27 protein-coding genes and 1 tRNA gene are annotated in these 25,498 nt (G+C 61.4%); 10 read left to right on the forward strand and 18 right to left on the reverse strand.

Translation table 11 applies throughout. The annotated features are described in order from the left end of the window. Window positions 1-5 precede the first annotated feature (5 nt). The 8 genes from GR212_RS03555 to GR212_RS03590 form a co-directional block, all read right to left on the reverse strand. On the reverse strand, window positions 6-1,487 hold the full coding sequence (locus GR212_RS03555; protein ID WP_163985058.1) for a CpaF family protein: 1,482 nt from the start codon (window positions 1,485-1,487) through the stop codon (window positions 6-8). Between the two features lie 79 nt (window positions 1,488-1,566). Continuing rightward, entirely contained in the window at window positions 1,567-2,838 is a 1,272-nt protein-coding gene (locus GR212_RS03560) for an AAA family ATPase (protein ID WP_163985059.1), read from the reverse strand. Between the two features lie 31 nt (window positions 2,839-2,869). Continuing rightward, entirely contained in the window at window positions 2,870-3,601 is a 732-nt protein-coding gene (locus GR212_RS03565; protein WP_163985060.1) for a CpaD family pilus assembly protein, read from the reverse strand. Window positions 3,602-3,657: 56 nt separating this feature from the next. Beyond that, window positions 3,658-5,190 carry a type II and III secretion system protein family protein gene (locus GR212_RS03570; protein WP_163985061.1) on the reverse strand — a complete coding sequence of 511 codons (1,533 nt, stop codon included), beginning with the start codon at window positions 5,188-5,190 and terminating at the stop codon, window positions 3,658-3,660. 14 nt (window positions 5,191-5,204) lie between these two features. Then, a complete protein-coding gene (cpaB, locus tag GR212_RS03575; RefSeq protein WP_163985062.1) occupies window positions 5,205-6,020 on the reverse strand; it encodes a Flp pilus assembly protein CpaB in 816 nt (271 codons plus the stop codon). A gap of 162 nt (window positions 6,021-6,182) precedes the next feature. Next, a complete protein-coding gene (locus GR212_RS03580; protein ID WP_163985063.1) occupies window positions 6,183-6,695 on the reverse strand; it encodes an A24 family peptidase in 513 nt (170 codons plus the stop codon). A gap of 92 nt (window positions 6,696-6,787) precedes the next feature. Beyond that, complete coding sequence (locus GR212_RS03585; protein WP_163985064.1) at window positions 6,788-6,970, reverse strand: Flp family type IVb pilin; 183 nt, start codon at window positions 6,968-6,970, stop codon at window positions 6,788-6,790. Between the two features lie 135 nt (window positions 6,971-7,105). Next, the gene (locus tag GR212_RS03590) at window positions 7,106-7,288 is read right to left on the reverse strand and encodes a Flp family type IVb pilin (RefSeq protein WP_163985065.1); all 183 of its coding nucleotides are present in this window, start codon (window positions 7,286-7,288) and stop codon (window positions 7,106-7,108) included. A gap of 403 nt (window positions 7,289-7,691) precedes the next feature. Here GR212_RS03590 and GR212_RS03595 point away from each other — a divergent pair, with 403 nt between their 5' ends. The 7 genes from GR212_RS03595 (at window position 7,692) to GR212_RS03625 (ending at window position 13,218) form a co-directional block, all read left to right on the forward strand. Next, the gene (locus GR212_RS03595; protein ID WP_163985066.1) at window positions 7,692-8,114 is read left to right on the forward strand and encodes a pilus assembly protein N-terminal domain-containing protein; all 423 of its coding nucleotides are present in this window, start codon (window positions 7,692-7,694) and stop codon (window positions 8,112-8,114) included. A gap of 155 nt (window positions 8,115-8,269) precedes the next feature. After that, on the forward strand, window positions 8,270-8,905 hold the full coding sequence (locus GR212_RS03600) for a TadE/TadG family type IV pilus assembly protein (RefSeq protein ID WP_163985067.1): 636 nt from the start codon (window positions 8,270-8,272) through the stop codon (window positions 8,903-8,905). A 14-nt stretch (window positions 8,906-8,919) separates the two neighbouring features. Continuing rightward, window positions 8,920-9,492 carry a TadE/TadG family type IV pilus assembly protein gene (locus tag GR212_RS03605; protein WP_163985173.1) on the forward strand — a complete coding sequence of 191 codons (573 nt, stop codon included), beginning with the start codon at window positions 8,920-8,922 and terminating at the stop codon, window positions 9,490-9,492. A 138-nt stretch (window positions 9,493-9,630) separates the two neighbouring features. Next, entirely contained in the window at window positions 9,631-10,851 is a 1,221-nt protein-coding gene (locus GR212_RS03610) for a phosphopentomutase (protein ID WP_163985068.1), read from the forward strand. Then, window positions 10,848-11,816, forward strand: a complete 969-nt coding sequence (locus GR212_RS03615; RefSeq protein ID WP_163985069.1) for an adenosine deaminase — start codon at window positions 10,848-10,850, stop codon at window positions 11,814-11,816. The genes GR212_RS03610 and GR212_RS03615 overlap by 4 nt, the downstream gene beginning before the upstream one ends. Window positions 11,817-11,936: 120 nt before the next feature. Continuing rightward, complete coding sequence (gene upp / locus GR212_RS03620) at window positions 11,937-12,566, forward strand: uracil phosphoribosyltransferase (RefSeq protein ID WP_112801400.1); 630 nt, start codon at window positions 11,937-11,939, stop codon at window positions 12,564-12,566. 127 nt (window positions 12,567-12,693) lie between these two features. Beyond that, entirely contained in the window at window positions 12,694-13,218 is a 525-nt protein-coding gene (locus tag GR212_RS03625) for a TIGR02281 family clan AA aspartic protease (protein WP_163985174.1), read from the forward strand. 45 nt (window positions 13,219-13,263) lie between these two features. On the opposite strand, the gene deoA is transcribed toward GR212_RS03625, so the two are convergent. The 9 genes from deoA to GR212_RS03670 all read right to left on the reverse strand — a co-directional run bounded on the left by deoA (window position 13,264) and on the right by GR212_RS03670 (window position 21,915). After that, on the reverse strand, window positions 13,264-14,571 hold the full coding sequence (gene deoA / locus GR212_RS03630; protein ID WP_163985070.1) for a thymidine phosphorylase: 1,308 nt from the start codon (window positions 14,569-14,571) through the stop codon (window positions 13,264-13,266). Window positions 14,572-14,575: 4 nt separating this feature from the next. Beyond that, on the reverse strand, window positions 14,576-15,349 hold the full coding sequence (gene deoC, locus GR212_RS03635) for a deoxyribose-phosphate aldolase (protein ID WP_163985071.1): 774 nt from the start codon (window positions 15,347-15,349) through the stop codon (window positions 14,576-14,578). Then, the gene (locus tag GR212_RS03640; RefSeq protein WP_163985072.1) at window positions 15,346-16,152 is read right to left on the reverse strand and encodes a purine-nucleoside phosphorylase; all 807 of its coding nucleotides are present in this window, start codon (window positions 16,150-16,152) and stop codon (window positions 15,346-15,348) included. Before GR212_RS03640 ends, deoC begins: the two co-directional genes overlap by 4 nt. Next, window positions 16,149-16,541: a cytidine deaminase gene (locus tag GR212_RS03645; RefSeq protein WP_028754402.1), complete on the reverse strand. Its 393-nt coding sequence runs from the start codon at window positions 16,539-16,541 to the stop codon at window positions 16,149-16,151. Before GR212_RS03645 ends, GR212_RS03640 begins: the two co-directional genes overlap by 4 nt. A gap of 3 nt (window positions 16,542-16,544) precedes the next feature. Next, window positions 16,545-17,516 (reverse strand): ABC transporter permease, encoded by a 972-nt coding sequence (locus GR212_RS03650; RefSeq protein ID WP_163985073.1) that lies wholly within the window; start codon window positions 17,514-17,516, stop codon window positions 16,545-16,547. A 10-nt stretch (window positions 17,517-17,526) separates the two neighbouring features. Next, the gene (locus tag GR212_RS03655; protein WP_163985074.1) at window positions 17,527-18,630 is read right to left on the reverse strand and encodes an ABC transporter permease; all 1,104 of its coding nucleotides are present in this window, start codon (window positions 18,628-18,630) and stop codon (window positions 17,527-17,529) included. Between the two features lie 7 nt (window positions 18,631-18,637). Then, window positions 18,638-20,149, reverse strand: coding sequence for an ATP-binding cassette domain-containing protein (locus GR212_RS03660; RefSeq protein WP_163985075.1), 1,512 nt, complete (start codon window positions 20,147-20,149; stop codon window positions 18,638-18,640). Window positions 20,150-20,230: 81 nt separating this feature from the next. After that, entirely contained in the window at window positions 20,231-21,226 is a 996-nt protein-coding gene (locus GR212_RS03665) for a BMP family lipoprotein (protein WP_163985076.1), read from the reverse strand. A 371-nt stretch (window positions 21,227-21,597) separates the two neighbouring features. Next, on the reverse strand, window positions 21,598-21,915 hold the full coding sequence (locus tag GR212_RS03670) for a hypothetical protein (RefSeq protein ID WP_163985077.1): 318 nt from the start codon (window positions 21,913-21,915) through the stop codon (window positions 21,598-21,600). 231 nt (window positions 21,916-22,146) lie between these two features. Here GR212_RS03670 and GR212_RS03675 point away from each other — a divergent pair. After that, window positions 22,147-22,236 (forward strand) — tRNA-Ser (locus GR212_RS03675). Window positions 22,237-22,426: 190 nt separating this feature from the next. Here GR212_RS03675 and GR212_RS03680 read toward each other — a convergent pair. Beyond that, window positions 22,427-23,323, reverse strand: a complete 897-nt coding sequence (locus GR212_RS03680; RefSeq protein ID WP_163985078.1) for an SDR family oxidoreductase — start codon at window positions 23,321-23,323, stop codon at window positions 22,427-22,429. 93 nt (window positions 23,324-23,416) lie between these two features. Between GR212_RS03680 and GR212_RS03685 the strand changes: the two genes are divergently transcribed. Both GR212_RS03685 and GR212_RS03690 read left to right on the forward strand, forming a co-directional pair. After that, window positions 23,417-24,250: a helix-turn-helix transcriptional regulator gene (locus tag GR212_RS03685; RefSeq protein ID WP_163985079.1), complete on the forward strand. Its 834-nt coding sequence runs from the start codon at window positions 23,417-23,419 to the stop codon at window positions 24,248-24,250. A gap of 247 nt (window positions 24,251-24,497) precedes the next feature. Beyond that, on the forward strand, window positions 24,498-25,433 hold the full coding sequence (locus tag GR212_RS03690; protein WP_204326230.1) for an SDR family oxidoreductase: 936 nt from the start codon (window positions 24,498-24,500) through the stop codon (window positions 25,431-25,433). Window positions 25,434-25,498: the final 65 nt, after the last annotated feature.

The raw sequence follows: 25,498 nt of genomic DNA on the forward strand, positions 1-25,498 counted from the left end.
AAATCCTATTGCGCCTTCTGTTCCATCTCGTCGAGGGCGGCGGCCAGGCGCCGTTCCTCGTTATAGTAGCGGGCCCGATCCCAGAAATGCGGCTTGCCGATGCCGGTGGAAACGTGCCGGCCGATAATCTTGCCGTTCGCATCCTCGCCTTCGATCTCGTAGCGCATCAAGTCCTGGGTGATGATCACATCGCCTTCCATGCCGATCACCTCGGTAATCTGCGTGATGCGGCGCGAACCGTCGCGCAGGCGCGCGGCCTGGATGATGACATCGATCGATGTGGAAACGATCTCGCGCACGGTCTTGGCGGGCAGGCTGAAGCCGCCCATGGCGATCATCGATTCGATACGGCTCAGGCATTCGCGCGGCGTATTGGCGTGGATCGTGCCCATGGAGCCATCGTGACCCGTGTTCATCGCCTGCAACAGGTCGAAGACCTCGGGTCCGCGCACTTCGCCGACGATGATACGTTCGGGACGCATACGCAGGCAGTTCTTGACCAGATCGCGCATGGTGATCTCGCCCTCGCCCTCGATGTTCGGCGGGCGGGTTTCGAGACGGACGACATGCGGCTGCTGCAGCTGAAGCTCGGCCGTGTCCTCGCAGGTGATGACGCGCTCGTCGCGGTCTATGTAGTTGGTCAGGCAGTTCAGAAGCGTCGTCTTGCCCGAGCCCGTACCGCCGGAAATGACGACGTTGCAGCGCACGCGCCCGATGACCTGCAGCAGCGTCGCGCCTTCGGGCGTGATGGCGCCGAAGCGGACGAGCTGATCGAGCGTCAGCTTGTCCTTCTTGAACTTACGAATGGTGAGTGCCGGGCCGTCGATCGCCAGAGGCGGGGCAATGACGTTGACGCGCGAGCCGTCAGGCAGGCGGGCGTCGCAGATGGGACTTGATTCATCGACGCGCCGGCCGACCTGGCTGACGATGCGCTGGCAGATGGAGAGAAGCTGCGCGTTGTCACGGAAGCGGATTTCCGATTCGACGGTCTTGCCGCCGACTTCGATAAAGGTCTGGCCCGATCCGTTGACCATGATGTCGGCGATGTCGTCGCGGGCCAGCAACGGCTCCAGCGGACCATAACCAAGCACGTCGTTGCAGATGTCCTCGAGCAGTTCCTCCTGCTCGGAAATCGACATCGCGAAATTCTTGATCGTGATGATATCGTTGACGATATCACGGATTTCCTCGCGCGCGGCCTCGTTGCCGAGCTTGGAGAGCTGCGACAGGTCGATCGTGTCTATGAGCGCGGAAAAGACCTGCGACTTGGTGTCGTAATATTCTTCGGTGCGGACGGGGCGGCGACGGCTGGGCGTCTGCATCGGCGGCGGCGCAACCTGCTGGCGCGGCTGCGCCGTATCGCGCGACGGCTCGATCAGAACGGCCGGTGCCGTGGGCGCACCCGCGGCGGGCGCACGCGCCGGTGCCGGCGGAGGCATCGTGCCGCCGCTCCTTGCAGGACCTTCACTTCCGCGCTTGCCAAACATGCTTTCGATCCAATTCTACTGCTGCTGCATGATTTTCACGAAGGGTTCGCCTTTGCGAAGTTCACGCAAAATCAAACGACTATTTCCGCTTCAGGAGGCCGAGCAGACCGCCCTTTCTCGCCTTCTTCAAAGCGACGCGTCCGGTGACGATGTGCGAAATCTGCGAAAAGGTCTCTGCAATCGGCGACTTCGGATCCGTCTCCGAAATCATCTGCCCGCTGTTCGCCGCATTGCCGAACAGGTTGATGTCGAAGGGAATGATGGCGATCGGATCCGTTTCCAGCGGCGCGCAGAATTCCGAAGGATTGATCTCCGGACGCTTCGGCATGCCGACCTGATTGAGGATGAGATGCGGCGCCTTGTCATTGGGCCGCAGCTTGCGCAGAGCGTCGATCAGGTTCTTGGCATTGCGCAGGTTGGCGAGATCCGGTGCCGCGCAAATGACGACTTCATCGACGGCGGCAAGCACCGAGCGCGTCCACTCAGTCCAGACATGGGGGACGTCGAGGACAGCCACGGGCGCGCTGCGCTGAAGAACGTCGAGCACCGGCAGGAAAGCCTGCCCTTCGAAATCATAGGCGCGATCCAGCATGGAGGGCGCCGCCAGCAGCGAGAGATGCTGCGAGCACTTGGTCAGCAATCGATCGAGAAAGACTTCATCCAGACGCTCCGGCGAATAGACGGCTTCGGCGATCCCTTGGGCCGGATCCTGATCGAAGTCGATATTCGCCGTGCCGTAAGGCAGGTCGAGATCGGCAAGGATGGTTTCGGTGGAGAAAAGGCTCGAAATTCCGAAGGCGCAATTGTGGGCAATGGTGGATGCACCCACTCCCCCCTTGGCGCCGATGAAGGCGATGCTGCGGCCGAGCGGCTCGGCATCCGGATCGATGAAGATCGCCGTCATCGCCGTCATCAGATCGACCATATCGGTCGGCTGCACGATGTATTCGGAGATGCCGTTGCGGATGAGCTCGCGATACAGGCCGATATCGTTGTGATAGCCGACGATGATGACCTTGGTGCTCGGATCGCAGACGGCGGCGAGCGGCTCAAGTTCGGTCAGCACGTTGCGCGGATTGGCGCGCGTCTCGAGGATGATCAGATTCGGCGTGGGCGCCGAGGCGAACATGTTCGCCGCCGCCGCAACGCCGCCGCTGGTGATCCGCAGGCTGACCTTCGACATACGGCGATCATTGGCACACTGGTCCATCACCCGCTGCAGCTGTTCGCTTTCGCAGAAGGCGTGCACGGAAATACGCGGCAGCGGCCGCAGATTTTCAAGATTGCCCGAGCGCGAACCTTCCTCGGTCTCCTCGGCAGACGAACCAATATCGTATTCGATGGCGTTCATGATCTCATCCGGTTCCGCCGGCCCCTCGTTCTCAATTTCCGCTACCGAAGCCGCCGACCGCTGCCGAGCTGACCGGGGACGAGCCGTTGCGATAGCTGTCGATAACCTTGCTGCGCTGATCGGCGTCGATCGGCGTCATCGCGCGCGGCGAGACCAGATCCGTCGGATTGGCGACCTGCGCCGCCAGATTCTGCTGTGTCGCGCAGCCGAAATTGTAATAATTCTGGTTGTCGAAAGCGTTGTCGGCAAGATCGTCGGGCCATTGGCCGCAGCTGTTGGTGGCTGCCGTGGTCGCCGTGAAGCGCAGGCGGATCGGTGCCGCATCGCCGGGGCCGCCGGCCGCGTAGTAGCTGGTGACGACGCGCCCGGACGGAACGCCGTTTGCAACCAGTTCCCGGCGGATCTGCTGGCTCAACGCCGATGCCGCTGGAGTGTTTACCGATTCGCGCGGCGACAGAATTTCGACCGTGCCGCTGGCATGCGCGCGATAATCCTGCACGAAGCCGCGAATGACATCGCGCATACCCGTCGTCAGATGGCGGTCGCTCGCGGCGACCGGTATGTCGATATTGTGCTCCTTCTCCGTCAGCACGATCGGATGCCGCTGACGGTAGTCGTCCCGGATGGCGCTCGTCGTCATGCCGTCCGGAGAGCCGGCACAGCCGGTAACGGCGCCCGCCAGCACCAGTGCCGGCAGGATCAGCGCCAGCCGCGGGAAACGAGGCCGCACGGTGCGGGGCGCATTGCGTTCGAGGCTTGCCATCTTTTGATCTCTGGTTGATCCCGTTGAAAAGGCGCGCTTCATGATCCGTTTCCCCCTCATTTGTAGATGAAGCCGACGGTGCCGTGGAAATCGGCGTCGGCGACCGGCGGACCATCCCTGCGGCCGTAGATCTTGTTGACACGGTTCATGAAGAAGATGCCGGCATCGTTCGTCGGCGAAAAATTGTCGTCCGGGCGAGCCAGCTTGTCGCGTGCCACCGGGCGCACGAGGTAAGGCGTCGCGATGATCACCAGCTCGCTTTCATCCCGCTGGAAGCTCTTTTGACGGAACAATGCACCCAGGATCGGGATTTTCGATGCGCCCGGCGTGCCTGACGTGGACTGTTGCACATTGTCGCTGAGGAGGCCGGCAAGAGCGATCGACCCGCCGGACGGCAGTTCGACCGAAGTGTTGGCGGCGCGGTTGTTGTAAGTCGGGACCGATGACGATGCGACCGGTTCGGAGACCTGGGTCTGCACATGCAGGCTGATACGGCCGCCGGCAAGGACCACAGGCGTAAACGCCAGCGAGATACCATAGGTATAGGGCGTGATCGTCGTGTTGCCGTCCTTGTCGGTGGTGGAATAAAGCGTCTGGCCGCCGGAGTTGAACGTCGCGGCCTGCCCGGAAATCGCCGTCAGGGTCGGCTCGGCCAATGTGCGGACGGCGCCGGCCTGTTCCAGTGCGTTCAGGTAGGTGCTGATATTGTACTTGCCGAGGGCATATTTGAAGAGCGTCGAGAGACCGCCCGCACCGGTGGCATTGGTGGGATCGCCGTTGACGCCGAGAGAGTTTATCGTTCCGGTATTTCCTATGTTGCCGAGCTGGGCGACACCGAGACCGGAGGAATTGCTGACCAGATTGTCGAACCCGATCTGCTTCAGGACACTGCGCTTGATTTCAGCGACCGTGACCTTCAGCGTTACCTGATCCTCGCCTTCGATCTGCAGCATGTTGACGATCTGCGAGGTCTGCCGCCCTTCGGCAAAGAGGGCGACGGAGTCGGTGCCGCCGCTTCCGGAAGCGGTCTCCGTGCGGGTCGTGGCCTCGCCGCCCTTCAGGAAGGCTTCGGCGAGCTGCTGCGCGCGGATCGAATCCTGCGGCGTGCGCACCATGCCGGTGAGAACGATGTTGTCGGAAATGATCTCGACGTTGATGTCGGAGTCGGGGATGAAGCGCTTGATGTTGTCCTGAAGGCCGGCGATATCACGCTCGATCTGGAGGTCGAGACTGACGATTTCCTTGCCGTCGGCACCGAAGACGAAGATGTTGGTCTGGCCGACCGTCTTGCCGAAAAGATAGATGCGGCGCGAAGTCCGCGTCACCGCATCCGCCATTTTAGGGTCGGAAACGAGAATATCGTGTGCGTCGGCCGGCAGATCCACCACGAGCGCCTTGTTGAGGCCAAGCTTCAACGTGCGCTTGCTGCCGAGACCGGCGATGGTGACGATGCTGTCGGAGCCGCCCGCAAACGCAGATGGCATGTGAAGAAAGGCCGGCAGGCCGGCCAAGGGCAGACCGGCGAAGGCAACCGAGAAAGAGAGAGCCGCAGCGAGAGGAAGGCTGGCTTTCCTGCTTGTCTTGAACATGTTCTTGCCCCTACTCATTGTGGTTTCGGCCCGGTCGGACCGTCGGTCACGATCGCTCCCGACTTGATGACCTGGACGAGCCCGCCGCCATTGTCGCCGGCCAGCAGGTAATCCGCCGCGGTCGTATCGGGCTGCTGCGCATCGGCGACGGAGCGCAATGCCAGGGTCAGGCGGTCGGCCATCTGATGCGCGACGGCCAGGACTTTCGTCTGGTCCGGCGTCAGCTCCAGCGTGGCTGTCGCGCCGACCACGGCCTTGCTTCCATCCTGCTTTTCCTCGATCTGCTGATCGACGGCCAATACGCGGACATTGCTGAGGACGGTTTCGGTCACGAGCTGCTGCTGCGAGCCCTTGCGAACCATGATCACATCGACGCGATCATTCGGAAGGATGAAGCCGCCGGCGCCCGTGGAGACGGAAATCTCGGTGGCAACCGCCCGCTTGCCTGCCGGCAGCAGCGATGACAGGATGCGGCTGTTTGAATCGGCGACCTTCTCCTCGCGGATCGGCTCGCCCTCAAATATCGGCAGGCGAACGACCGCGCCGGTCAGATCCTTCAAAGCGTCGGGTCGATCGGCCTGGGTGATGAAGCCCTTGACGATGCCGCTTTCCGGCCAACCCATCCAATGAATCGATTTCTCGTCCAGCCGCGAGCCGACGGGCAGATTGGCGCTTGAAACAAGCACATTGACCGTGGCTTCCTTTTCCACCACCGCCGCAATCTGCTGCGGCACGATATCGCGTGAACCGGCCAGGCGCACCGCCAGCAAGCCGGCCATGCCGGCGGCAACGGCTGCCACTGCGAGTATCATTAAGCGAGCGGGTTTCATGGTCATTCCTTGGGGAACAGGATTCTTCGCCCCGTAGAATGACCGGCAATTGGTGTAATTATGGTTAATGGTACGTTACATTTATTGTTACTTAACCATGATTACTTGGCGCAAATTAGAGACGCGTCACATGAAGAGCGAGTTGTACTCGCGAATTGGGGCCTAAAGCATCCCTTTTGTCGCCGCGATGACCAGCGGCGATGCCGGAAAGGCGAGAATTCCGCCCGTGGCGATGGCGATGCCATAAGGGATCTTCTTGGCATGCAGCAATGAATTCGGCAGGGGGAGGCCGATAGCCATGATAATGTGCGACTGAGACCGCAACAGCACGATGACGACCGTTATGAGGCCGCCGATGAGGGCGACATAGACGGCGAACGACAAAAGAGACGGATCAAGGCCGAACCACAATGCAGCGGCGGCAAGCAGCTTGGCGTCGCCGCCTCCCATGACATTGAGCGCAAAAAGAGCGAAGCAGGCACAGAAGACAATGCCGGCGCCGGCAAAGTGCATACCGAGCTCCGACAACGGCAACCCGCAGAGCGGCGCCAATACGACGAAGGCTACCGCCAGTGCGATCGATACCCGATTGGGTATCGTCATGGTCAATAGATCGGAAATGGCCGCAGTCGACATGCAAAGCGGAAAGATAAGTAAGACCGCAACTTCAAGCATGGCACTGCTCCAAACCCATGTAGTGGAAACTAAAACCGCCCATTTTACTGGGCGGTTTTCGGGCTAAACATACCGGTTCACGTCTCGATCGCTTAATGTGCGGTCGAAGCCGTATTCATCTTGTCCGAAATGCCGTTGAACGTGGTGCTGAGCGTGTTGCCCAGCGTCGTTGCACCGGCAATGATGGCAACCGAGATCAGAGCGGCAATCAGGCCGTATTCGATAGCGGTCGCACCCGATTCATCCTTCAGGAAGCGAGAAAAAAGCTTGGACATGAGTTTAACTCCACCTTGTTGACATCAAGCCCGTCAACTGTTGCCGTTGAACGGATGAGTTACTCGGTATCCATTTGCCTTTTCCATCGCTTTGCGGTTTCCGGGCTAAACGTACCGATTCAATAGCTTGAAGTATTAATGCGCGGTCGAGGCCGCATTCATCTTGGTCGAAATATTGTTGAACGTGGTGCTGAGCGTGTTGCCCAGGGTGGTGGCGCCAGCAATGATGGCAACCGAGATCAGGGCAGCAATCAGGCCGTATTCGATAGCAGTCGCACCCGATTCATCGTTCAGGAAGCGCGAAATAAGCTTGGACATGAGTTTAACTCCACTTTGTTGACAGCACGTCCGTCAACTGTTGCCGTTGATCGGATGAGTTGCACGGTATCCATCTGCCGTTTCCATCGCTTTAAAGAACTAGGTTAACGTACAGTAAATACGAAAGCCAAAATAGAATAGTTAATACGAATCTTATGTCCTTCGATGCATTTTTAAAGAAATTCTTCAGCCAAATAGAAATTATTAGATGCATGAATATTAGTGCGATATACGATTCGTCTCAAAGTAACTCATGTTTTGAAAGAAGCAGCGACCGCATGGCCCGCATATGGGACATTTGCACCATAGTCGCACGACAGCCGGCCTTCTTAATCGTTCATTCACCATTTTTTCTCATTCTATACGACAACACTTTTCACCATATGCTTTGCGAGGCCAAGCCATGCCAATCGGCGGCAGAACAGCATTCCTAGCCGGTATCGTCGCCTTGGCCGGCGCGGTGCCACAGCTTTCCCACGCTGCCGGAGAAAGCATGCTGCGCGTGTATATGGATCACGCGCGCGTACTGAAGCTCGATCGGCCCGTCAGCAAGGTCATCGTCGGCAATGCGCAGGTTGCCGACGCCACGGTCGCCGATCCGAAGACCATCGTGCTGACCGGCCGCGCCTTCGGCACGACGAACATCATTCTGCTCGATGCCGACGGCAATGCCATCGTGGATGAGCAGATCCTGGTGTCGATCGACGAAGGCAATACGGTGCGCGTCTATCGCCAGACGGACCGGGCCGTGTTGTCGTGCACGCCCAATTGCGAGCAGCATGCACAGCAGAACAATGCGGCGGCCACCCCAGCGGCCGGACAATAGTTACATTCGCTAGCGCAAATATTCTAAAGTAATTCCGTGATACTTGCGCGGCGATCAATAATCCCTGTTTCCTCTAAATATGAATAGAGAAGAGAAACGGATTATCAACAAAGCAATTCTAGTGTCGTCCGCGTGTAAATCGCCGCGGATTCCCCATGACGCCAGATGACGACCCTCTCGCCAATACAAGCCCAGCGCGGCGACATGCCCGCGGCGGATTGCGCGGCTTCGTCCGCTCTCGGGATGGCGCGGCAGCGATTGAATTTGCCTTGCTGGCGATTCCCTATTTCCTGATCGTCTTTGCGATCATCGAGACCTTCGTCGCCTTCACAGCCGAGCAGATCGTTTCCAATGCCGTCGACACCTTGTCGCGTCAGATCAGAACGGGGCAGATTACCGTCGACCCCAACAAGACGTCGTATACCACCACACAGCAGTTCCGGCAGGCATTCTGCAATGAGATTTCCGTGCTCATTACTTGCTCCTCGTCCGAAGTGCAGACACCTGCGAACCTTTATCTCGACGTGAAGACCTATACGAGCTTTGCGTCCATGCCGACGACGATCCCGAGAAAGTCGTCCACCGATCCCTATTCCGATCTGGATACCACAGGGTTCACGTTCACGCCCGGCGGGTCCAAGTCTCTGAACATGGTCCGGGCCTACTATCGCTGGCAAATCATCACCGACCTGCTGCGCCCCTACCTTACGAACGTACGCCCGTCCGACGGCTCGGCGTCAGTCTATCTCATCGTTGCGACAGCAGCCTTCCAGAACGAGAACTATCCGTGAGCGGGCCGGTGACCATGGTTGGTAAAGAGAATACGCCCGTCGGCATCCTGCGGCGCTTTGCGGGAGATAAACGCGGCGTCGGCGCGATCGAATTCGCCATTCTTTTTCCCGTGCTGCTGATGCTCTATCTCGGTGCCTTCGAGCTTACCGTCGGCCTCAATGTTTCGAAGCGCGCCAGCCGTTCCGCGGGATCGATCGCGGACATCGTCTCGCAGCAGTCGAGCGTCACCAAATCCGTGCTGGCGACCATGCCCTCCGTGGCGGGCGCCATCTTCGCGCCCTACAGCACGACCGGCCTGACGCTGAAGATCACCGGTATTGCGATCGACGGCACGGGCAAGGCCACCGTGGCCTGGTCCTGGGCACAGGACGGGAGCAAGCCTTATAGCGCCGGCAGCCCCGTCACCGTGCCGGCCAATATGAACCAGGCAAGTACCTTCCTGGTTCGCAGCGAGCTCGCTCTTCCCTATCAGCTTCTGACCTTCGGCTCCAATTTCCTTCCGAGCGGCACCAACCAGATCACCATCAGCCGGCAATATTATTATCGCCAGCGCGTCGGCAATTCGATCAGCTGCAGCGACTGCTAAGGCCTGCGGCGTCGAGACGGTAGTCAGGCGGGCCATTCCAAAACGGAAAATTGCCAAGTCGATGCCTCCGTTATATGGGTGACGTCCTATATTCCGGGGGACCTTCCCGGAATGACGACATTCTTGATCGGGTGATGTATGGCGCGCGCCTTTCTCTTTGTTCTGGATTCCTTCGGCGTCGGCGGCGGCCCGGATGCGGCAAGCTATGGCGATGAAGGCGCGGATACGCTCGGCCATATCGCCGAATTCTGCGCGGCCGGCGCTGCCGACCGCGAAGGCCTGCGGCAAGGGCCGTTGACGCTGCCGAACATGGCCGGCCTCGGCCTGCTGGAGATCGCCAAGGCGGCGACGGGCAATTATCCCGCCGGCATGCCGCTACCGGAAAAGCTGTATGGCCTTTATGGCTGCGCCAGCGAAGTCTCCCGCGGCAAGGACACGCCGTCCGGCCATTGGGAGATCGCCGGAACGCCCGTTATGTTCGACTGGGGTTACTTTCCGGCCGAGGGCGACGCCTTTCCGCCGGAGCTGGTGAAAGCCATCTGCGAGGCAGCCGACCTGCCCGGCATCCTCGGCAACTGTCACGCGTCGGGTACGGATATCATTGCCAGGCTGGGCGAAGAACACATCCGCAGCGGCAAGCCGATCTGCTACACGTCGTCGGATTCCGTCTTCCAGATCGCGGCGCACGAGCGGCATTTCGGCCTCGATCGGCTGATTGCCCTCTGTAAGACCGTGCGCACCCTGCTCGACCCCTACAATATCGGCCGCGTCATCGCCCGCCCCTTCGTCGGCGAGAGCGCGGCGACATTCGAGCGAACCGGCAACCGTCGCGATTTCTCGGTGCTGCCGCCGGAGCCGACGCTGCTCGACCGTCTGGTCAAGGCCGAGCGCACCGTGCACGCCGTCGGCAAGATCGGCGATATCTTCGCCCATCAGGGTATTTCCAAAGTCATCAAGGCCAATGGCAACATGGCGCTGATGGATGCGACGCTGGCGGTGATGGACGAGGCCGCCGACGGCGATCTGGTCTTCACCAATTTCGTCGATTTCGACATGGTCTATGGCCACCGCCGCGACGTGCCGGGCTATGCCGCCGCGCTCGAGGCCTTCGATGCGCGCCTGCCGGAGGTGCACAAGAAGCTGAAGGCGGGTGATCTCGTCATTCTGACGGCCGATCACGGCTGCGATCCGACCTGGCGCGGCACCGACCACACGCGCGAGCGCGTGCCGGTCATGGCTTACGGGCCGGGCATTCGCTCGCGCTCCATCGGCATCCGCCAGACCTATGCCGATATCGGCGAGACGGTCGCACGACATCTGGGTATTGCGGCGGGGCCGCACGGGAGGAGTTTCCTTTGACATCGCATCTGAAGAAAGTGGAGCTGCACTGCCATCTGGAGGGCGCGGCACCGCCGGCGCTGACGCTGGCGCAGGCGGAAAAATATGGCGTCGATACCAGCGCCTTCCTCAGGGACGGCGTCTACCTCTGGAAGGATTTTGCCGAGTTCCTCGTCTGCTACGACAAGGTCTCCGAGGTCTACCGCACCGAGGAAGACTATGCGCTGCTGACGGAAACCTATCTCGAGGAGCTTGCCGGCATCGGCACGATCTATAGCGAACTCATCGTCTCGCCCGACCATGGCGACCGTATCGGCCTCGGCGCCGATGCCTATATGGCTGGTGTTTCGGCCGGCATCCGTGCAGCAAAGGCAAAGACCGGCATCGAGGCGCGGCTGATCGTGACAGGCGAGCGCCATTTTGGCCCGGACCGCGTGGTGAAGGCGGCCGAATATGCCGCCAAAAGCGACAACCCGCTGATAACAGGCTTCAACATGGCCGGAGAAGAGCGCATGGGCCGCGTGGCCGACTACGCCCGCGCCTTTGATATCGCCCGCGAGGCCGGTCTTGGCATTACCATCCATGCCGGCGAGGTCTGCGGCGCCTTTTCCGTCGCCGACGCCGTCGAGCTGGTGCGCCCTGATCGTATCGGCCATGGCGTGCGCGCCATCGAGGACATGGATCTCGTCAAGCGCCTTGCCGATCTCGGCACCGTGCTGGAAGTCTGCCCCGGCTCCAACATCGCGCTCAAGGTCTTCCCGGACTTCCAGTCGCACCCGCTGCGCAAGCTGCGCGATGGCGGCGTGAAGGTCACGATCAATTCCGACGATCCGCCGTTCTTCCACACATCGCTGAAGCGTGAGTATGAACTGGCGTCATCCGCCTTCGGCTTCAGCGACAACGAGATCGATGCCATGACGCGCACGGCGATCGAAGCTGCCTTCGTGGACGAGGCAACGCGGGCGGCATTGTTGGCTAAGTTGTAAAAGCAGGATTTGGGCCGCTGTTGGGGATGAAATCTCGAAAAGCGGCCTATTTTCTTGCACCAGAGGCGATTTCCGTGAAAGAAACATCTCATATCGCGGAATTACTGGAAGGCTGAAACCATGGACGGCGTCACTGTCATCGATCACCCGCTTGTGCAACACAAGCTCACAATCATGCGCAAGAAGGACACGTCGACGGGAAGCTTCCGCCGGTTGCTGCGCGAGATTTCGACGCTGCTCTGTTACGAAGTCACGCGCGACCTGGAACTGACGATCCAGACCATCGAGACACCGCTGCAGCCGATGGACGCGCCGATCCTCGAGGGCAAGAAGCTGGTCTTCGCCTCGATCCTGCGCGCCGGCAACGGCCTGCTCGAAGGCATGCTCGACCTCGTGCCCTCGGCTCGCGTCTCGCATATCGGTGTCTACCGCGACCACGAAACGCTGCAGCCGGTCGAATACTACTTCAAGGCACCGGAGGATATTTCCGAACGCCTCATCATCGTCGTCGATCCGATGCTGGCAACCGGCAATTCCTCGATTGCCGCCATCGACAAGCTGAAGGAGCGCGGCGCGCACAATATCCGCTTCCTTTGCCTGCTCGCGGCTCCGGAGGGCATTGCCAACTTCCGCAAGGCGCACCCGGACGTGCCGGTCTTCACCGCGGCGATCGACAGCCATCTCAACGAGCTTGGCTACATCGTGCCCGGCCTCGGCGACGCCGGCGACCGCATGTACGGCACGAAGTAAAATCCGCAGCTATACGCTTCTTGCAGCCCGGTAGTTGTTCAACTGCCGGGCTTTTTATTGATTGCCTTAGCGTGATTTCAGTAAACCTGGCTTACAAATGGCAAGGCCCGCAGGAGGGGTCTTGTCGATGCTCGTTCGCGTTCTTGTCTTTGCCGGAATCATCGCCGCTGCGGCGACCCAGGTGCCGATGCTGGTGAATGGCTATGGCGAACACGCGGAGAAGCCTATGCCGGTGGAAGCGGTTGCGCTTGCGCCACCAAAGGTGGACGCGCCTGTTTCCTACGGCAGCGTTTCACTGCGCGCCGATGCGGGCGGCCACTATCAAGGTGATTTCACGATAAACGGCCGCACGGTTCATGGAATGATCGATACCGGCGCGACGTATGTCGCGATCAACGAAAGTACCGCGCGCAGCCTCGGCTTCAGCAGCGTCGATCTGGATTATCGCTATCCGATCCAGACGGCGAATGGCACATCCAAGGTCGCCTATGTCAAACTCGATCGTCTGGAGATCGGCACCGTCCGCGTTCGTGATGTCGATGCCGTGGTGGCGAAGGACAGCGCTCTCAGTACCACGCTGATCGGCATGAGCTTCATGAAGAAACTGAACTCTTTCGGAGTCCAGAGCGGCACTTTGCTGCTGAAGCAATGATATGATCGCCCCTAATGGGTGACTACGCCCATTAAGCCTTTTCCATCAGATCCTGCTGATGATGACGGGTGATGCAGCGGGCGCTGTGTCGACGAGGCGATAATTGGCCGAGAGATCGGCAACAGCCTTCTCCGCGCCCGCCTCGTCCGCGGCGTGAACGGTTGCGATACGATCACCCTTGCTTACCTTGGTGCCGAGCGGCAAGATATCGCTGAAGCCGACGCGATGATCGATCTTGTCCTGAGGACGGCGGCGGCCACCGCCGAGATCGATCACGCTCATCCCGATCCCCCGGGCATCGCATGCGCCGAGCCAGCCATCGGCAGCGGCGAGAACCGGCTTCTGCACCGGCGCGCTGACCAGATAGCGATCGGGATTTTCGAGCAGGTCCACCGGGCCGCCGAGACCATGCACCATGCGGCCGAAGATCTCCGCCGCCTTGCCGGATGCCAGGGCCGCCCGCGCCCTGCCCTCTGCCTCGACGATATCAGCCGCAACGCCGGCTTGAACCAGCATTTCAGACGCAAAGGCGAGGACGACCGTTTCGAGCCGCGTGCCGGCCTTGCTGCCCTTCAGGAACTCCAGGCAGTTGCGAAGCTCGACCACATTGCCGGCGGCATCGGCCAGCGGCTGGTTCATGTCGGTGATCAGGGCCGAGGTCTTGACCCCGCCGCCGTTTGCGACCTCCACCAGCGAGCGCGCCAGCGTCTCGGCTTCCTCCTGCGAGGTCATGAAGGCACCGCTGCCGATCTTGACGTCGAGCACCAGCGTTTCCAGCCCCGCCGCCAGCTTCTTCGACAGGATGGAGGCCGTGATCAGCGGCACGGAATCGACGGTCGCGGTGACATCGCGAACCGCATAGAGCTTGCCGTCGGCGGGTGCGAGCGCGCCGGTCTGGCCGATGATGGCGCAGCCTACCTCGTCGACCACCTTGCGGAAACGGACGGCATCCGGGGTGATGCCATAGCCCGGAATGGATTCCAGCTTGTCGAGCGTGCCGCCGGTGTGGCCGAGACCGCGACCCGAGATCATCGGCACGGCAAGGCCGCAGGCGGCTGCGATGGGAGCCAGCATCAGCGAGACGTTGTCGCCGACGCCACCCGTCGAATGCTTGTCGGCGATCGGCCTGCCGATACCGGACCAGGACAGCGTGTCGCCGGAGCGGGCCATGGCCAGCGTCAGCGCCACCGTTTCCTCACGCGTCATGCCGCGAAACCAGATGGCCATGGCAAAGGCGCCGATCTGGCTTTCGGCCAGTTCGCCACGTCCGAGTGCGCCGATGAAGCTGTCGATATCGGCGGCCGAAAGGGCGGCGCCGTTCCGCTTCTGCCGGATGATTTCCTGCGGGATCATAGGGTTAATAGCCTGATGAGGCCGTTTTGGACTCGCCGCCGGCCAGCACGTTCAAGATATCGTCGAGCAAGCTCGATGCGCCGAAACGGAAGGTCGAGGGCATGGCCCAGTCGGGCGCCATGATGGTTTCGGCAAGGCTCAGATAGAGCGCCGCGTCGGCGACCGAACCGATGCCGCCCGCCGGCTTGAAGCCGACCTTGCGGCCGCTGGCGCGAATTGCCCGCAGCATGATGTCTGCGGCCTCGAGCGTGGCATTGACGGCGACCTTGCCCGTGGAGGTCTTGATGAAATCGGAACCGGCATCGATCGCAAGTTCAGAGGCGCGCTGGATCAGCGCCGCGTCCTTGATCTCGCCGGTTTCGAGGATGGTCTTCAGGATAATCGGCCCCTTGCATTCGGCTTTGACGGCAGCGACCATATCGGTGACGGCCTGTTCATTGCCGGCCAGGAAGGCGCGGTAGGGAATGACCAGATCGATCTCGTCGGCACCGTCGGCGATCGCTTCGCGGGCTTCGGCGGCAACATCCGCCACCTCCATGTCGCCGGCGGGGAAGTTCACCACGGTCGCGATCTTCACGGCATGATCGGTTCCGAGAATGCCGCGCGCCTGGGCGACAAAGCGCGGCCAGATGCAGATGGCGGCGGTGTTGCCATAGGGCGACTGCGCGCGGGCGCAAAGCGCCTCGATCTGCGCAGGCGTGCAGTCATCCTTCAAGTTGGTCAAATCGAGAAGGGAAAGCGCAACAGCTGCCGTTTCTCTCAGGGAATGGCCTGTCATTGTGGATCTCCTTCGTCAGCAATCATTTCTTTCAGAACAGCGGCCAGACGTGCGCCGCCGACCGGAGCCATGTCCTTCGTCTCGTCATGCGAGAGCTCGCCACCGGTCATGCCAGCACCATAGTTAGTGATGACGGAGGCGGCGGCAACCCTCAGGCCGAAAAGACGGGCCAGAATGACCTCCGGAACGGTCGACATGCCGACGGCATCTGCCCCTAGAATGCGCGCCATGCGGATCTCCGCCGGCGTTTCGAAGCTCGGTCCGGAAAACCACATATAGACGCCGTGTGACAGCTTGATCTCAGCCTTTTCCGCCGCCTTGCGCATCCGCATGATCAAGTCGACGTCATAGGCGCTGGTCATGCCGACGAAGCGCTTGTCGCTTTCCTCGCCGATCAGCGGGTTCATGCCGGAATAGTTGATGTGGTCGGTGATCTGCATCACCGAGCCCGGCGGCATCTCCTCCCGCAACGACCCGGCCGAGTTCGTCAGAATCAGCGTATCGACGCCGAGCGCCTTCAGCGTCTCGATCGGCGCGCGCATGGCATTGGCGTCGCCCTTTTCGTAATAATGCACGCGGCCGGACAGCATGATGACGGGGACATCCCCGAGCTTGCCGGCGACCAGCGTACCGGCATGGCCGGACACGGCGCTGACCGGGAAGCCCGGCAGATCGGCATAGGGAATGCGCAAGGCGTCCTTGACCGCATCGACAAGGGTGCCGAGGCCGGAGCCGAGAACGATGCCGTAGCGCGGTTTCAGATCGCCAAGCTTCTCGGCAAGGATGTCGGCGGCCGCGCTCATCCGAGTATCTCGGTTTCGAAGCTGAAGGGCAGCATCTCGTCCATGGTCATGGTCTTCTTCACGCCGGTTTCGTCGCAAAGATAGATCCGCGTTTCCTTGCTGGCAAATTCGGCGATCTTCTGCCGGCACCCGCCGCAGGGCGGGCAGAGCGGCAGCTTCTCGGCGATGACGGCCATTTCGACGATCTTCTTGGCGCCGCCCATGATCATGTGGCTGATCGCGGTCGGCTCGGCGCACCAGCCCTGCGGGAAGGACAGGTTTTCGATATTGGCGCCGGCATAGATCTTGCCGTCCTCGGCGCGGATCGCCGCGCCGACCGGAAATTTCGAATAGGGGGCATGAGCGAAAGCCATCGCTCCGCGAGCGGCCTCGAACAGATCATGCGACATGGACTAGCGCTCCTTGGTATAGGGCACGCCACCCGCCTTCGGGGGCTTGGCGACGCCGATGAAGCCTGCAAGCAGGATGCAGGTGAGGATATAGGGCAGCGCCTGGAAAATCTGTACCGGCACCTCGCCCATGCCTGGGATCGACTTGCCCTGCATGAAATTGGCGAAGGCATCGAGGAAACCGAACAGAAGGCAGGTGAACATGACCGGTACCGGCTTCCATTTGGCGAAGATCAGCGCGGCCAGTGCGATATAGCCCTTGCCCGCCGACATGTTGTTGATGAAGGCGGCCGACTGGGCGATGGCGAGATAGGTGCCGGAGAAGCCGCAGAGAATGCCGGCGGCGATCAGCGACCGGTAGCGCAGCCATTCGACCGAGATGCCGGCCGTATCGACGGCGCCGGGATTTTCACCGACGGCGCGCAGCCGCAGGCCGAAACGGGTGCGATAAAGGATCCACCACGAAATCGGCACCGCGAGGAAGGCCAGATAGGTCAGGATGTTGTTGCCGGAGATGACGTTGGCGTAGAGCGGCCCGATGAAGGGCACATCGCGAATGGCGTCGGCGCCCGGCAGGGTGATGGCGGAAAAGCGCGCCGTGGCGGGCAAGGTCGGCGTGCGTCCGCCCTGCCCGAACCATGCCTGACCGAGAACGATCGTCAGACCGGCGGTCAGGAAGTTGATCGCAACGCCCGAGACGATCTGGTTGCCGCGATTGGTGATCGATGCGAAGCCGTGCAGCAGGCCAAGGACGATCGAAACGACGATACCGGCGCCGAGCCCGGCCCAGGGCGAACCGCTGATTGCGGCTATGCAAGCCGCCGCGAAGGCCGATGCAAGCATCTTGCCTTCAAGACCGATATCGAAGATGCCGGCGCGCTCGGAGAACAGGCCCGCAAGCGCGGTGAAGATCAGCGGAATCGACAGGCGGATGGTCGAGCCCAATATGCTGATGAGAAGCTCATAATATTCCATCGTCCGCTCCTCACGTCCTGACAAATTGCTGGTAGATACGCGCGAGCGCAGGCCGGAACATGTACTCGAGCGCACCTGCGAACAGGATGACGAGACCCTGGATCACCACGATCATGTCACGCGTGATGTTCGGCATGTCGAAGGATAGCGCATCGCCGCCCTGATAGAGGATGCCGAACAGGATCGCCGCCAGGATGATGCCGAGCGGATGGTTGCGGCCCATCAGCGACACGGCGATGCCGACAAAGCCCGCGCCGAGCACGAACTCCACCTGCAGGCGCGCGGAGGCGCCCATGACGGGATTGAGCGACATCATGCCGGCAAGGCCGCCGGAGATAAGCATGGCGATGACGACGGTGCGGGCATAGGGAATGCCGGCATAGACGGCGGCCGAGGGGCTCAAGCCCAGCGTGCGCATTTCATAGCCAAGCTTGGTGCGCCAGACGAGCACCCAGACGAGGAAGCACATGACCAACGCGATCAGGAAGGACACGTTGAGGGGGGCGGCACCGATGGTCGACCCGAAGATATCCATCAACCAGCCGAGCTTGGGCAGCTGGCCTCCCTCGAGGAAGGTACGGGTTTCCGGGGCCATCTTGCCCGGCACGATCAGCACATGCACCAGCAGGAAGTTCATCATCGCCGATGCGATGAAGTTGAACATGATGGTGGTGATGACGACATGGCTGCCGCGCTTGGCCTGCAGCCAGGCGGGGATGAGGGCCCAGAGCGCGCCGAAGATCGCCGCGCCGATAACGGCAAACGGCATGGTCACGTACCAGGGCACGTATTTGTCGAGCGCCAGCGCCACCAGGGCACAGCCGAGACCACCGACATAGGCCTGGCCTTCCGAGCCGATATTGAACAGGCCGGCGTGGATGGCGACGGCGACCGAAAGGCCGGTGAAGATGAAGCTCGTCGCGTAATAGAGGGTGAAGCCAATGCCCTCGCCGCTGCCGAGCGCGCCCTGCAGCAGCAGCACGAGCGCGTCGAGCGGACTTTCGCCGATGAACCAGACCACAAGGCCCGATATCAGGAAGGCAACGATCAGGTTGAGAATGGGGATCAAACCGTAGTTGATCCAATTTGGGAGCGGAACGGAAGCCGTGCTCATAAACGCCTCATGCGGCAATGCCGGCCATCATCAGGCCGAGTGTTTGTTCACCGGCCTCAGCCGACTTTTCACCGACGATATGGCCGGCGAACATGACGAGGATACGGTCCGAAAGCGCGCGGATCTCATCCAGCTCCACCGATACCAGCAGGATCGCCTTGCCGGCGTCGCGCATCTCGATGATGCGGCGATGGATGAATTCGATGGCGCCGATATCGACGCCGCGCGTCGGCTGGCCGATCAGCAGAGCCTTCGGATCGCGCTCGATCTCGCGGGCGACGACGATCTTCTGCTGGTTGCCGCCGGAGAAGTTGGCGGTCTTCAGCCGCGCATTCGGCGGGCGGATATCGTATTTTTCGATCTTCTCGATCGCATCCTTGCGCATGGCTTCCAGATCGAGCATGCCGCCGCGCCCGTATTTGGGGTCGCGGTGATAGCCGAGCATGGAATTCTCATACTCCTCGAACTTGAGAACGAGGCCCATGTGATGCCGATCTTCCGGAATATGCGCAAGCCCGAGATCGCGCAGGGCGGCCGGATCGGCATTGCCGATCGGCTTGCCATGGAGCAGGATCTCGCCCGAGGCCGGCTTGCGGATGCCGGCGATCGCCTCCAGCAGTTCGGACTGGCCGTTTCCGGCAACGCCGGCAATGCCGACGATTTCACCGGCGCGGACATCGAAGGAGACATTGTCGACCATGATGACACCGCGACCGTCCTTGACGGTGAGGTTGCGGACCGACAACAGCACCTCGCCGGGATTGGACGCACCCTTTTCGACGCGCAGCAGCACGCGGCGCCCGACCATCAGCTCGGCCAGTTCCTCCACCGTGGTTTCCGCCGTCTTGCGGGTCGCGACCATTTCGCCGCGGCGCATGACGGAAACCGTGTCGGTGATCGCCATGATTTCGCGCAGCTTGTGGGTGATGAGGATGATCGTCTTGCCCTGGTCGCGCAGCACGCGGAGAATGCGAAACAGATTGTCGGCCTCGGCGGGCGTCAGAACGCCGGTGGGCTCATCGAGGATGAGGATTTCGGCGCCGCGATACATCGCCTTGAGGATTTCGACGCGCTGCTGCTGGCCTACCGGCAGTTCTTCGATCAGCGCGTCCGGATCGACCTCCAGGCCATAATCCTTTTCCAGCCGGCTCAGTTCGGCGCGCGTGGCGGCGACGCCCTTGGCGAGCAGCGCGCCGCCTTCGGCGCCTAGCATCACATTCTCAAGGACGGTGAAATTATCGACCAGCATGAAATGCTGGTGGACCATGCCGATGCCGGCGGAGATCGCCGTCTGGCTGTCACGGATGGCGATGGGGTTGCCGTTGATGCGGATTTCGCCGCTGTCGGCCTGGTAGAATCCGTAGATAATCGACATCAGAGTCGATTTCCCGGCACCGTTCTCGCCGATGATCCCGTGGATCGAGCCCTTGGCGACGGTCAGGTTGATATCTTTGTTTGCGTGGACAGCACCGAACTTCTTGTCGATGCCCACGAGCTCGATGGCAGGCGATTGGCTCACTATAGGGGGCTCCAGAAACCGGATTCCGGATAAGAAAAGGGCGTATGACGGTTTGCCACGTCATACGCCCTTGTTTCATTATCAGCTCTTCGGGCAGGCGTTGTCGGTCAGATAGTCGTGGACCTTGATGGTTCCGCCAACAATATCGGCACGCGCCTTGTCGATGGCAGCCTGCATTTCCGGAGTGACGAGCGGCTTGTTGTTGTCGTCGATGGCAACGGTAACGCCGTCTTCCTTCAGGCCGAGCTCCTGGGTGCCGGGCGTAAACTTGCCGTTCTTGGCATCGCTGAAGGCATTGTACACCGCCAGATCGACGCGCTTGACGACGGAGGTCAGAACGGAACCGGGATGCAGGTAGTTCTGGTTGCTATCGACGCCGATCGACAGCTTCTTGTTGTCGGCAGCCGTCTGCAGCACGCCGAGGCCGGTCGCGCCGGCAGCCGCGTAGACGACGTCCGCGCCCTGGTCGATCTGGTTCTTGGTGAGCTCGCCGCCGCGAACCGGGTCGTTCCAGGCAGCGCCGGTCGTGCCGGTCATGTTCTGGAAGACTTCGATCTTCGGATTGGTGGCGCGCGCGCCCAGCTCGTAGCCACACTCGAACTTGCGGATCAGCGGAATGTCCATGCCGCCGACGAAGCCGACCTTACCGGTCTTCGAAGCCATGGCCGCCATGACGCCGGCGAGGTAGGAGCCTTCGTTTTCCTTGAACTTGACCGAGCGGACGTTCGGCAGATCGAGGCTGTCGTCGATCAGCACGAATTCGGTCTTCGGATATTCGGCGGCAACCTTCTGGAGAGCGGAGGTCCAGGCGAAGGAGACGGCGATGACCGGATTGAAGCCCTTGCTGGCGAAGTTGCGCAACGCCTGCTCACCCTGGGTGTCGCCCGTCGGCTCGAAATCGCGATAGGCGATGCCGGTTTCCTTCTTGAACTTTTCGGCGCCGTTATAGGCAGCTTCGTTGAAGGACTTGTCGAACTTGCCACCGGTTCCGTAGACGATTGCCGGTTTGATATCGGCCGCAAGCGCCGTTGCCGACATGGCGGCCAAGGCAAAAAGGGTCAGAAGGGATTTTTTCATGTGTCGCAGCCCTGTTGTTGCTATCTTGTTGGGTCCTCCCGCAAGCCCGTTGACCGGGCATGTCTGCGGAACCGCTGACCTCCCCCGAGGCCAAGCTGGCGCGCATCCTTGCATGGCTGCACGAAAAACTCACGAGAAATTTTTCAGTTGGTAAAGATTTGTGGGAATTGGTGAAAACCCGCCCAAATGACCCGTTTTTTAAACAATTTCGGCCCAAAACTGCAATTTTATTGGTCAAAGAGGCGGCCGATCGGCGCTTCGCAATCGCTGGCTCCAGCCCTTGCAGCGCGGCAACAAGCCCGTCGCCAGACACCCTCCGGCAGCCCCGAATTCCTCAAATGGCACAGGCCGAAAGGCGCGCTCCAACCCTCTCAGGCGCTGAAGCGGCCGGCTGCGGGCTGGCGCTTGTAGGCGATCATCCACAGGAGCAGCGAGACCGCCAGGAAGACGGCGAAAGCCGGCTGAAACAACAGCCATTGCATCACCATGTCGTAGAACTGCGGATGGACGTAATAGGCAATCGCCGAACGAAGCCTGGCCAGCGACGAAGGGCTGACATCGTTCCATGCATCGCCCATCGGCGTGAGCACCACGGCGGAAGCCGCAACGGATTGAATGGAATCGATGGTGCCGGCGATGACCGCCACCACGAGCGCGACGAGGCTGGCAAAACGCAGCAGGAAACGCATAAACCCCTCCGGATACACATTACGCCCGGCCTTTTCAGGCCGACCGGTCTTAGGCCGCCTCATCTTCTTCTTAGATAATTTGCGCGCGAAACAAGCGCAATGGGGATGAGAAACAGAGTTTTGCATCGACAAGTCAAAAATCTGTCAGATTCGGGTTGATTGCGCGAAATTCATCGGTATATATCGCGCCGTTCCGACGATTTGCTTCCTGACCGGGTGCGAAACGCCAAAGGACAGGTGGCCGAGTGGTTTAAGGCGCACGCCTGGAACGCGTGTGTACGTGAAAGCGTACCGAGGGTTCGAATCCCTCCCTGTCCGCCATATATATTTTTGTCCAATCGCTGTTTTCCCGAATTCCCGCATCTTGCCGGCTGTCTGCCGTTCTTGATCGGAAACCTGCGTTCCTGGCTCCCGCAAACGAAAAAACCCGGCCAGTGAAACCGACCGGGCCTTGGGCCATGCGGCCCGTCTGATTCCGATCCGCGAGCGGATCGGAATCCTGCAATGAAGATCACGCCCCGGAAACCTGCAGCTCGGCAAGATCGGCGAGCAGCGTCGGGCCGGTGGGGTTCCAGCCCAGCTTCTGCCGCGTCTGGGCACTGGAGGCCGGCATGTCGTGGCCGGCGAACATGGAAAGCCAGCCGAAATATTGCCCGGCCTCCTCTTCGCCGACGGATTTGACGGGCAGGTTCAGGCGCCGGCCGATAATCTCGGCGATATCGCGCATCGCGACACCCTCCTCGGCGACGGCGTGATATCTCGCGTTCGGCTCGGCACGCTCGACGACAAGGCGATAAAGGCGGGCGACGTCGGAAAAATGCGCGGCCGGCCAGCGATTGTGTCCGTCCCCGACATAGGCGCAGACGCCCTTTTCCCGATATATCTGGATCAAGGGCGTAATCAGCCCCTGCGAGACCGGATCATGCACCTGCGGCAGCCGCACGACCGAGACGTTGACGCCGATCTCGCCGGCAAGGGTGGCAGCCTCTTCGGAAGCCGCGCGGGGGTGCCTGTCGGAGCCGACGGTCGGATTGTCTTCCCGGGCAGGTTCGCCCGGCACCGTATTGGCAATCGCCGTTCCCGAGGTGATGACGAGCGGGCGGGCGGAACCGGCGAGCGCCGAGGCGAGCGTTGCGATGACGCGGCGATCATCTTCGCAATTCGCCGCGAACCTCGAGAAGTCGTGATTGAAGGCCAGATGGATGACGCCGTCCGACTGCGAGGCGCCGCTTTTCAGGATTTCCATATCCTCGAGCGTTCCGTGAAGAACCTCGGCGCCGGCGGCGGCGAGCGCCACGGCCTTCTCTTCGGAACGGGAAAGGCCGAGCACCTGATGGCCGGCCGCAATCAATTCCCTGACGACGTTCGAGCCGACATTTCCGGTCGCGCCAGTAACGAATACACGCATAAGCACAGTCTCCTTATTTCGCTGGAGACAAGTTTGAGCCCATCTGCTATTCTGGTAAAGTAGTGACCTTATCATAGTAAAAGCACTAACAGGATGACCGATCTTCTCGAAACGGAAAATCCGCTCGGGGCCTATCTGAGGGACCGACGCGCCAGACTCGATCCAGCCGTCCTCGGCTTTGCCTCCGAGCGGCGGCGAACGCCCGGGCTGCGGCGCGAGGAAGTGGCGCAGCGCGCCAATATCAGCCCGACCTGGTACACATGGCTGGAACAGGGGCGCGGCGGCGCGCCGTCCGCCGACGTGCTCGACCGGATCGCCCGCGCCCTGATGCTGACAGAGGTTGAGCGGGAACATCTGTTCCTGCTCGGGCTTGGGCGCCCACCCGAAGCACGCTACCGCAAGAACGACGGCGTGACGCCGCGGCTGCAGCGCGTACTCGATGCCCTCGACCCCTGCCCCGCCCTCATCAGGACCGCCACCTGGGATGTCGTCGCCTGGAACAAGGCGGCGACCATCATGCTGGTGGACTATGGATCGCTGCCGCCGGAAGAGCGCAATATCCTGCGCTATATCTTCCTCGATCCGCGTGCCCGCGCGGCGCAATATGACTGGGAAAGCGTGGCGCGCTTCGCTCTGGGCTCGTTCCGTGTCGATGCCGCCCGCGCAGGCGCGGCGGCCGAGATAGAGCCATTCGTCGCCGAGCTCTGCCGGGCCAGCCCCGAGTTCAGCGCCATGTGGCGCGACAACGTCATTGCAGGCACGCATGGCGAGGCCGTCAAGCACATACGCCATCCCGTCCTCGGCCCGCTCGCATTCGAATATTCGGCCTTCTCGGTCGATGGCCGGACGGATCTGAGCATGGTCGTCTACAACCCGGCGACACCTGACGATGCCGAACGGATCGAGGCGTTTCTGCCCCAAGTCTAGTGCAAGATGGCGCGGCGCGGCTCCATCTTTCCATTGACGCCGATCTTGAAGCCGGCCTACATTCTCCCTGTCGAAAATGGCTGGCTTGGTCTCGGTAGGCCCAGGCCCTTCTCCCGAAATGGGGAAGCTCTGTTCCACGCGATGCGTGGATACCCCGACAGTCCCTGCGCCTCGTGCGCGTTTCGGGTCTGTTCGGTGGCCATCCGACGATGTTCCTTCGGCAGACCTATTTCGAAGGAACCGTTGCATGTCCACTATCGATCAATCCCAACCGATCCTCGTCTATCTCGCCGCCGGCGTCCAAGGTGGCGCCGTCGTCCGCGCTGCTCTTCGGCGCGGCTTCAAGGTCAGGGCCCTTGTCCGGGACCGGACGCGCGTTCGGGCGCTCGCGGCCCTCGGCATAGAGCTTGCCGAAGGTGACCTTCGCGATCCCGCCTCGCTTCGCGCCGCCAGCACCGGCATCAGGCACGCCGTGCTGCAGGTTCCGATAGGACCGCAGGAGGCCATGCGCATACAAGCCGAAAATGCGGTGTCGGCCTCCCTTGCCTGCGGCCTCGAATCCGTTGTCCTGAAGCTTGCCAGCGCCAGCCGCCCGGCGCCCTGCGAGGAGCCGAGCTTCGTCGCCAACGCCATGATCGAGGACGTGGCCCGCGCTTCGGGCCTGCCCTTCGCCGTCGTCCGCCCCACCATGTATCTCGACAATCTCCTGAAGCCCTCGGCGCGGATGGAAATCATCGATGAGGGGGCTTTCGCGCCGCCGATCGCCGAATCCCAGCGCATCGCCTGGACCTCGGTCGACGATTGCGCCCGCGCCGCCATCACGCTGCTGGAGCGCGGCGTCCATTCCGGCGACCATCGCATCGCCGGGCTGGAAAGTGTGTCGGGAAGCGAACTTGCCTCGCGGATCAGTGCGGGGCTCGGACGCCCCGTCACCTATCGCGCCCAGCCGCTCGATCAATTCGAGAGGGAAGTGGATGCGGCGATGGGGCCGGGAACGGGGCGGCGCGTCGCCTCGAAATTCCGCTTCTTCGCATCGCACCGGCACGAGGCGGATGCGATGCTGGCTGCTCCATTCGTGCCGCAACCCGGTCTGGAGGATTTCCAGCCGACCGGCATCGAGGAATGGGTCCGCCAGCACCGGACGCAGTTTTACGAAACCGGCCAGATGCCGTCGGTCGAATGAGACCGAAGATCCCGCAGTAGCGCGCCGACGGCGAAATGCGTCCCGGCGGGCCCTGCAGGATCTGA

Origin of the sequence: Martinezella lusitana, from assembly GCF_010668395.1 — a bacterium.
GTDB classification, from domain to species: Bacteria; Pseudomonadota; Alphaproteobacteria; order Rhizobiales; family Rhizobiaceae; genus Rhizobium; species Rhizobium lusitanum_A.

Bases quoted from the DNA above. Each gene is read 5' to 3' on its own strand.
- GR212_RS03555 (WP_163985058.1), bottom strand. From the start codon at position 1,487: ATGTTTGGCAAGCGCGGAAGTGAAGGTCCTGCAAGGAGCGGCGGCACG.
- GR212_RS03560 (WP_163985059.1), bottom strand. From the start codon at position 2,838: ATGAACGCCATCGAATACGATATTGGTTCGTCTGCCGAGGAGACCGAG.
- GR212_RS03565 (WP_163985060.1), bottom strand. From the start codon at position 3,601: ATGGCAAGCCTCGAACGCAATGCGCCCCGCACCGTGCGGCCTCGTTTC.
- GR212_RS03570 (WP_163985061.1), bottom strand. From the start codon at position 5,190: ATGTTCAAGACAAGCAGGAAAGCCAGCCTTCCTCTCGCTGCGGCTCTC.
- cpaB (WP_163985062.1), bottom strand. From the start codon at position 6,020: ATGAAACCCGCTCGCTTAATGATACTCGCAGTGGCAGCCGTTGCCGCC.
- GR212_RS03580 (WP_163985063.1), bottom strand. From the start codon at position 6,695: ATGCTTGAAGTTGCGGTCTTACTTATCTTTCCGCTTTGCATGTCGACT.
- GR212_RS03585 (WP_163985064.1), bottom strand. From the start codon at position 6,970: ATGTCCAAGCTTTTTTCTCGCTTCCTGAAGGATGAATCGGGTGCGACC.
- GR212_RS03590 (WP_163985065.1), bottom strand. From the start codon at position 7,288: ATGTCCAAGCTTATTTCGCGCTTCCTGAACGATGAATCGGGTGCGACT.
- GR212_RS03595 (WP_163985066.1), top strand. From the start codon at position 7,692: ATGCCAATCGGCGGCAGAACAGCATTCCTAGCCGGTATCGTCGCCTTG.
- GR212_RS03600 (WP_163985067.1), top strand. From the start codon at position 8,270: ATGACGCCAGATGACGACCCTCTCGCCAATACAAGCCCAGCGCGGCGA.
- GR212_RS03605 (WP_163985173.1), top strand. From the start codon at position 8,920: ATGGTTGGTAAAGAGAATACGCCCGTCGGCATCCTGCGGCGCTTTGCG.
- GR212_RS03610 (WP_163985068.1), top strand. From the start codon at position 9,631: ATGGCGCGCGCCTTTCTCTTTGTTCTGGATTCCTTCGGCGTCGGCGGC.
- upp (WP_112801400.1), top strand. From the start codon at position 11,937: ATGGACGGCGTCACTGTCATCGATCACCCGCTTGTGCAACACAAGCTC.
- GR212_RS03625 (WP_163985174.1), top strand. From the start codon at position 12,694: ATGCTCGTTCGCGTTCTTGTCTTTGCCGGAATCATCGCCGCTGCGGCG.
- deoA (WP_163985070.1), bottom strand. From the start codon at position 14,571: ATGATCCCGCAGGAAATCATCCGGCAGAAGCGGAACGGCGCCGCCCTT.
- deoC (WP_163985071.1), bottom strand. From the start codon at position 15,349: ATGACAGGCCATTCCCTGAGAGAAACGGCAGCTGTTGCGCTTTCCCTT.
- GR212_RS03640 (WP_163985072.1), bottom strand. From the start codon at position 16,152: ATGAGCGCGGCCGCCGACATCCTTGCCGAGAAGCTTGGCGATCTGAAA.
- GR212_RS03645 (WP_028754402.1), bottom strand. From the start codon at position 16,541: ATGTCGCATGATCTGTTCGAGGCCGCTCGCGGAGCGATGGCTTTCGCT.
- GR212_RS03650 (WP_163985073.1), bottom strand. From the start codon at position 17,516: ATGGAATATTATGAGCTTCTCATCAGCATATTGGGCTCGACCATCCGC.
- GR212_RS03655 (WP_163985074.1), bottom strand. From the start codon at position 18,630: ATGAGCACGGCTTCCGTTCCGCTCCCAAATTGGATCAACTACGGTTTG.
- GR212_RS03665 (WP_163985076.1), bottom strand. From the start codon at position 21,226: ATGAAAAAATCCCTTCTGACCCTTTTTGCCTTGGCCGCCATGTCGGCA.
- GR212_RS03670 (WP_163985077.1), bottom strand. From the start codon at position 21,915: ATGCGTTTCCTGCTGCGTTTTGCCAGCCTCGTCGCGCTCGTGGTGGCG.
- GR212_RS03680 (WP_163985078.1), bottom strand. From the start codon at position 23,323: ATGCGTGTATTCGTTACTGGCGCGACCGGAAATGTCGGCTCGAACGTC.
- GR212_RS03685 (WP_163985079.1), top strand. From the start codon at position 23,417: ATGACCGATCTTCTCGAAACGGAAAATCCGCTCGGGGCCTATCTGAGG.
- GR212_RS03690 (WP_204326230.1), top strand. From the start codon at position 24,498: ATGTCCACTATCGATCAATCCCAACCGATCCTCGTCTATCTCGCCGCC.